This is a genomic window from Pontibacter sp. H249, assembly GCF_037892465.1.
In the GTDB taxonomy this organism is placed as follows: Bacteria; Bacteroidota; Bacteroidia; order Cytophagales; family Hymenobacteraceae; genus Pontibacter.
Genome location: NZ_JBBKTR010000009.1, coordinates 170,052 through 176,643 on the forward strand (window position 1 = coordinate 170,052; position 6,592 = coordinate 176,643).

A 6,592-nucleotide genomic window follows, 5' to 3' on the forward strand; every position below is an offset into this window, starting at 1 on the left:
CAGATTAAAATGAAAAAATTTAAATATATAACCTTAGGCCTGGCTGCAGCAGCGATGTTATCGTTCAGCTCCTGCGACGAGTTCCTGGATGTAAACGTTAACCCTAACAGCCCTACATCTGCGCCTATAGCTCAGGTACTTACCAACGTAACTGTTAACACCGGATTTAGAAACGGTAGTGACCTGCACCGTTACTCATCGCTGTTAATGCAGCAGTTCTCGGGCCAGGCTGGCCCAACTATCCAGACTAGAGAGTATCAGCGTTATTTGATTCAGCCTTCTGACCTGAATAACATGTACAATGCTTTCTATGCTACTGCATTGCCAGACATTGAGTATATTATAAGCAACAGCGAAGGTAGCCCGCACTACACAGGTGTAGCCAAAATATTAAAGGCTTATACTTTAGCACAGGCTGTTGACATCTGGGGTGATGTGCCATCTTCTGAAGCGTTGCAAGGCACGGCTAATACTCAGCCTAAGCTTGATAACGATGAGGAGGTTTACAACCAGATTTTTGCCATGCTTGATGAGGGCTTAGCAGGAATAAAAGCTGCTTCTTCTAGCTCATCTCCAGGCCCGAACGAGACTATCTACAAAGGTGACCGTGCTAAGTGGGAGAAGTTTGCAAACACATTAAAACTGCGTTTGTACCTGCACTACAGCGAGAAAGACGCAAGTTTTACAAAGTCTAAAATGGATGCCCTTATTGCAAGCGGCGCACCATTTATGGCTTCAAACGCAGACAACTTTGAGATGTCTTTTATAGATGCGACTTCATCTCAGAACCCGATCCATCAATTTGAGGTGTCTCGTTTAAACTATACTTTCCCGAACAAGTTTTTGGTTGACATGATGAACGCGAAGGCTGACCCGCGCAGATCTTCCTACTTCACAGACTTCCCATTTGGTTCTGGCGAGTATAAAGGTGCAGCAGCTGGTGATCCTGAATCTATTGCTTACTCGCGTATGCATACTTACCTGAGAGGCTCTCTTAAATCTGCGCTTGCACCTGATGCTCAGGGACGTATTCCTGCCAGCACAGCCAACAATGGCGCTTATACTGGTACAGCTCCAATCAGGATGTTAACTTTTGCTGAGTATAACTTTATCAGAGCCGAGCACGCGCTTCGCTTTGGAGGTGGTGCAGCAGCAGCTCTTCCATTCTTCCAAGCTGGTATCCAGGCTTCTATGACAGCTGCTGGTGTTGCATCTACAGCTCAGCAAGCTTATATAGCTACTAATGGTGTGCTGTTGGGTTCTCAGGCAGATATGTTAAGACAGATCATCACTGAGAAGTATATAGCAAACTACGGCGTAGCCCTAGAGCCTTGGACAGATTGGAGAAGAACAGGCTACCCTGCTATTTCTCCTGTTCCAACTACAATTGCTGTAACAGATTACATCCCAAGATCGCTTTACTACCCTGAAGCAGAGACAAATTCTAACCCGAACATTCAGCAGAAGCCTGATATGAAGGTTAGAGTGTTCTGGGATACTAAATAGTACTTTAACAAATTTTTTCTCATACTTTCTAAAAGCCCGCCGTCGCTTGACTGGCGGGTTTTTCTTTTTTTACTTGCGGCTATACTTTATACTTATGCTTTTATCCAACTACAGCGGCTATACTTTGGAGGCCGGCATTGATGAGGCTGGCCGTGGTTGCCTGGCCGGGCCTGTTGTGGCAGCTGCCGTTATACTTCCGGCTGGTTACAGCCACCCACTGCTAAACGACTCTAAGCAACTAAGCAAAAAGCAGCGGGAGCAGTTACGCGAGGTTATACTTCAGGATGCGGTGTGTTGGGCAGTAGGGGAGGCAAGCCCTGCAGAGATTGATGAGGTAAATATACTTAACGCAACTTACCTGGCCATGCACAGGGCTATTGCAGGTTTGCAGCTACAGCCGGAGTATCTACTTATAGACGGGAACAGGTTTAAGACAGCCTTGGCTACACCTTATGCTTGCATTGTAAAAGGAGATGGAAAATATTTATCTATAGCGGCGGCTTCGGTGCTGGCTAAAACGCACCGTGATGACTACATGTGCAGTTTTACAGAGGAGAGCGAAAAGTATGGCTGGGCACAGAACGCAGGGTATCCCACAAAACAGCACAGAGATGCTATTGCAAAGTATGGCGCAACGCCTTACCACAGGCAGTCGTTTACGCTCCTGCCAAAACAGTTACCTTTGTTTAAGTAATTTTTTGCACCAGTTTTATACTTGCTGCAGCTATTGCAACAAATACTACTTCATTTTAATCAGATCGAGAAATAAGCTGAAACTATCAAGTGAAGAATGACTCTTCTCAAAATTATCGAAAGAAAGCGGCTTAACAACGTACCCAGATACGTTCAGGCGTTGTGCGGCCATTCTATCGGTTTCCTCATTAGAGGTGGTCATAATGAACACTGGAATATGGCTGAACTCCGGCTCTCTTCTCAGTTCTGTTAAAAACTCGATGCCATTCATTTTAGGCATGTTAATATCCAGAAGGATAACGCTTGGCGCCGGGCTAATCTTTGGAGTATCACCCTCGCCACGTAACATACTCAGGGCTTCGCGGCCATTTCGCGCAACATGAATCGGGTGTTCTATATTTATTCTTTTAAGCTCGCGTTCTACATTCATAATATCCAGATAGTCATCTTCTACTAAAAGGATATTTACTGTTTTGTCACTCATTTTATATAATATCTGGTGCGTTTAAAGCAAAAATAACAAAAATTATACTTCTTTGCCTTATTTAGGCCACGTGAAAGTAAACGTGGAGCCTTTACCAGGCTCTGAATTAACCCAGATGGAGCCACCCTGCCACTCAACAATCTTTTTAACAATAGTGAGGCCTACTCCGGTGCTTTCTACCGCATCGCGTTCCTGTAATGTCTGAAACAAGACAAAGATGCGATCATGGTAAGCCGGATCTATACCTGGGCCGTCATCAGAAACAGAGAATACGTGGTGTGCGTCTGTTTCGTGATGGCGTACTGCAATCAGACCAGTGTTCTTATCATGGTATTTGATAGCGTTACTGATCAGGTTGCTGAACACTTGCTGCAACTGTATACGAATAGTACGAAGTACGGGCAGGTTTTCTTGTACATCAAAAGTAAATTTACTTCCAGCAGCCAGCATATCAATTACTTCTACTAGTAATTCATTTACATCTACCAGCTCTTCTGCCTGCTCGTTACGTCCGATGCGGGCCAGCGCAAGTATACCGTTGATCAGGTTCTCCATGCGGTGCACACGTACACGCATCATCATGAGGTACTCCTGTACATTTGGCGGCAGTTGGCTTCCCATGTCTTCTTCAACCCACCTGGAAGCTACTTCTATGCCTCGCAGCGGCGCCTTCAGGTCATGCGATACTACATAAGCAAACTGGTCGAGCTCCTTGTTTTTTCTGTCCAGTTCCGAAAAGGTTTCATCGATAGTGGCAGACATTCGGTTAAGAGAGTCAGAAAGCTGGCTCAGTTCGTCTTTGGATTCATCCACAATCTGTGTTTTATAATCGCCTTTCGAAATCTGCTCAGCCAGCTTAACCATCTTGTTAATGCGCTGCGTTATTATCCTAACAATATAGTATGCCCAGCCAAGTGCAAGTATAACCGATAGTATGGTTAATACAGTAGATACATGGCGGGTGGTATCTATACTTTTGGCCAAGCGTTCGGCTCGCTCGGCCCTTACACTATACTCAAATGCGTTAAACTCCCTGAATGCAACACGTATCGAGTCTATAATGGCTTTCTCGCCTAAAACCAGGCTGTCTATCTGGGCTGTATAATTCTGCTCTGAGCCTGCTGTATCTGCCCTCACAATAGCAATCAGGGGCTCCGCGTAATTATCCTGAAACTCTTTTTGAAACCGAATGATCTTCTGCAATTTTTGGTCCTGTTCGGGTGTGTCGGCTGTGTAGCGTTTTGTTTCCTCAAACAGGTTGCCTAGCAGGTCTTTGGCCACATAGTAAGGGCTCAGAAATGTTTCGTTCCCGTTAAGCAGGAAACCACGCACACCCGTTTCCATATCAATTATGTTACGTTGCAGGGCGGCAGAATTTCGAACTACTATCTGAGAACGGTTTACCCATTGCGTGTTTTTAATCACATCTTCTGAAAGCTGGAAGTTCACAATGGCAACAGCCGTAAACAGTATCGAGATCAAGATGAACCCGACAAATAGTTTTACAGATATTTTCATGAATCAAATTTGACCTATCATGGCAGACATTAGCTACCTGCTTAAAGCGGGCAGCAGAAGTATATACCCTGTAGTACAAGAGCAGCTAAGGCGCAGCTTGTACCAGGATTGGCTATAGCAGGATAAGCTGTAAAACTATATTGGGTGTTTAGAAATGGTGATTAAGTATAGGTAGTGGCTAGATAACATGGTTTTTCCTTTGGCTAATAATACCGTAGCAATAACGGCAAATACGAATATAGGGTTTTTAATTTTATTGCACTCTTTTTGTGACTTTTTAAGAATTTGATTTACTGCCAAAGTATAAGTTGGTTAAAAGCAAATTAGAGCTAACCTAAGGTAATTAATTTCGGATGCGGTTTAAATTTAATTAATTTTGTCTCTTAACCACTTAGAACAGCTTTACCGAAATGGAACTAAAGAAGATAGCTTTAAATGATGTACATGAGGCGCTTGGTGCTAAAATGGTACCTTTTGCCGGATATAATATGCCTGTGCGTTACTCATCAGACTTGGATGAGCATAACACAGTACGCAATGCGGTAGGTATTTTTGATGTGTCGCACATGGGTGAGTTCATGCTGCGCGGTCCAAAAGCTTTGGACCTGATTCAGCATATTACCTCTAACGACGCATCTAAACTGGCCGACGGTAAAGTGCAGTATTCCTGCTTTCCGAACGAGGAAGGTGGTATTGTAGACGACCTGCTGGTTTACCGTTTAGGCGAAGAAGAGTATATGCTGGTGGTTAACGCCTCTAACATAGATAAAGACTGGGCTTGGGTAAACAAGTATAACACAGAGGGTGTGGAGCTGGAGAACATTTCTGATGAGATGTCTTTGTTTGCTGTGCAGGGCCCAAAAACTGTTGAAGCGCTGCAGCCGCTAACAAAGTTAGATCTTGCCGGCATGGTATATTATACTTTTGACAAAGGTGAGTTTGCAGGCGTGCAGGATGTGATTGTTTCAGCTACAGGTTATACTGGCTCTGGCGGTTTCGAAATCTATGTTAAGAACGAGGATGCAAAAAAAGTATTTGAAGCCATTATGGAGGCAGGCAAAGAGCACGGCATCAAGCCAATAGGTTTAGGTGCCCGCGACACGCTGCGCCTGGAGATGGGCTTCTGCTTATACGGCAACGACATTAACGATACTACTTCTCCGTTGGAGGCTGGCTTGGGCTGGATCACGAAGTTCGACAAAGATTTTACCAATGCTGCCAACCTAAAGGCACAGAAAGAAGCCGGTGTAAAGCGTAAGCTGGTGGGTTTCGAGATGCTGGAGAAAGCTATTCCAAGAGCACACTACGAGATCGTAAACGAAGCCGGTGAGCAGATCGGAGAAGTTACTTCCGGCACCATGTCGCCATCTATGGGCAAAGGCGTTGGCTTAGGTTACGTTACAACTGAGTACAGCAAGCCAGGCTCAGAAGTGTTTGTGCGTGTGCGTAACAAGGATATGAAAGCACAGGTTGTAAAACTGCCTATTTTAAAGAAGTAATTCTTTTGACCGTTTGACAAAGGACTATTTGACAAAAGAGATTGGTTTAATTACCTGTAATGTTTAGTCTTTAAGCCCTTTGTCATATAGTCAAAATATCAAAAATATATGCCAAGTATAGATGTGTGTTTCAGCCCGGAGCTGTTGCACTTGTATGACCTGAAGGGAAAGGCTGTGGTAGCCGTGGATATTCTGCGTGCTACCTCTACTATGGTTACTGCTTTTGCGCATGGTGCCACAGACATTATTCCGGTAATGAAGCTGGAAGAGTGCCAGGCCTTTGCTGCTAAAGGTTGCCTGATAGCTGCTGAGCGTGATGGTATAAAAGCAGAAGGCTTTGACCTGGGTAACTCGCCGTTTGCCTACATGAACGGCAACGTGCAGGGCAGGACCATCGCCATAACCACAACTAACGGTACCCGTGCCATCCATTTATCCATGGAGGCCGATGAAATTATTGTGGGTTCTTTTCTGAACCTGCAGGCTGTGGCCAACCACTTGCAGGAACTCCAACTGGATGTGCTGATCGTGTGCGCCGGCTGGAAAGGGAAGTTTAACCTGGAGGATACACTGTATGCCGGAGCTTTAGTAGAGCGTATGCAAGATACTTTCTCCTTCGAGAATGATGCTACCCTTGCTTCGCTGTACCTGTATCAGACTGCCAAGAATGATTTGGTTACCTTTCTGCGCCAATCCTCACACGTGCGCCGCCTAGAGAACCTCGAAATACACAAAGACATAGAGTTCTGCCTGCAGCATGATAAGTTCAGTGTTTTACCCGTTTGGCAACAGGACAGGTTGGTAGACATTGGAGTGAAGGAGTTGGAGAGTTAGAGGGTTTATGAGTTAGAAAAATAAAAAGGGGAAGTATAACCGACGCTTATACTTCCCC

General features: G+C 44.9%; 6 protein-coding genes. 4 read left to right on the forward strand and 2 right to left on the reverse strand.

The annotated features are described in order from the left end of the window. Nucleotides 1-9: 9 nt before the first annotated feature. Nucleotides 10-1,506: a SusD/RagB family nutrient-binding outer membrane lipoprotein gene (locus tag WG943_RS12880; protein ID WP_340409569.1), complete on the forward strand. Its 1,497-nt coding sequence runs from the start codon at nucleotides 10-12 to the stop codon at nucleotides 1,504-1,506. A 94-nt stretch (nucleotides 1,507-1,600) separates the two neighbouring features. Next, nucleotides 1,601-2,200: a ribonuclease HII gene (locus WG943_RS12885; RefSeq protein WP_340409571.1), complete on the forward strand. Its 600-nt coding sequence runs from the start codon at nucleotides 1,601-1,603 to the stop codon at nucleotides 2,198-2,200. A gap of 45 nt (nucleotides 2,201-2,245) precedes the next feature. On the opposite strand, the gene WG943_RS12890 is transcribed toward WG943_RS12885, so the two are convergent. Further along, a complete protein-coding gene (locus WG943_RS12890; RefSeq protein WP_340409572.1) occupies nucleotides 2,246-2,683 on the reverse strand; it encodes a response regulator in 438 nt (145 codons plus the stop codon). Nucleotides 2,684-2,740: 57 nt separating this feature from the next. Further along, nucleotides 2,741-4,201 (reverse strand): sensor histidine kinase, encoded by a 1,461-nt coding sequence (locus tag WG943_RS12895; RefSeq protein WP_340409573.1) that lies wholly within the window; start codon nucleotides 4,199-4,201, stop codon nucleotides 2,741-2,743. A 410-nt stretch (nucleotides 4,202-4,611) separates the two neighbouring features. Here WG943_RS12895 and gcvT point away from each other — a divergent pair, with 410 nt between their 5' ends. Then, nucleotides 4,612-5,700: a glycine cleavage system aminomethyltransferase GcvT gene (gene gcvT / locus WG943_RS12900; protein WP_340409574.1), complete on the forward strand. Its 1,089-nt coding sequence runs from the start codon at nucleotides 4,612-4,614 to the stop codon at nucleotides 5,698-5,700. 108 nt (nucleotides 5,701-5,808) lie between these two features. Further along, nucleotides 5,809-6,534, forward strand: coding sequence for a 2-phosphosulfolactate phosphatase (locus WG943_RS12905; RefSeq protein ID WP_340409576.1), 726 nt, complete (start codon nucleotides 5,809-5,811; stop codon nucleotides 6,532-6,534). The last annotated feature ends 58 nt before the right edge of the window (nucleotides 6,535-6,592 follow it).

What these genes read in the sequence shown, in the direction of transcription:
- WG943_RS12880 (WP_340409569.1), top strand. Translation starts at nt 10, where the DNA reads ATGAAAAAATTTAAATATATAACCTTAGGCCTGGCTGCAGCAGCGATG.
- WG943_RS12885 (WP_340409571.1), top strand. Translation starts at nt 1,601, where the DNA reads ATGCTTTTATCCAACTACAGCGGCTATACTTTGGAGGCCGGCATTGAT.
- WG943_RS12890 (WP_340409572.1), bottom strand. Translation starts at nt 2,683, where the DNA reads ATGAGTGACAAAACAGTAAATATCCTTTTAGTAGAAGATGACTATCTG.
- WG943_RS12895 (WP_340409573.1), bottom strand. Translation starts at nt 4,201, where the DNA reads ATGAAAATATCTGTAAAACTATTTGTCGGGTTCATCTTGATCTCGATA.
- gcvT (WP_340409574.1), top strand. Translation starts at nt 4,612, where the DNA reads ATGGAACTAAAGAAGATAGCTTTAAATGATGTACATGAGGCGCTTGGT.
- WG943_RS12905 (WP_340409576.1), top strand. Translation starts at nt 5,809, where the DNA reads ATGCCAAGTATAGATGTGTGTTTCAGCCCGGAGCTGTTGCACTTGTAT.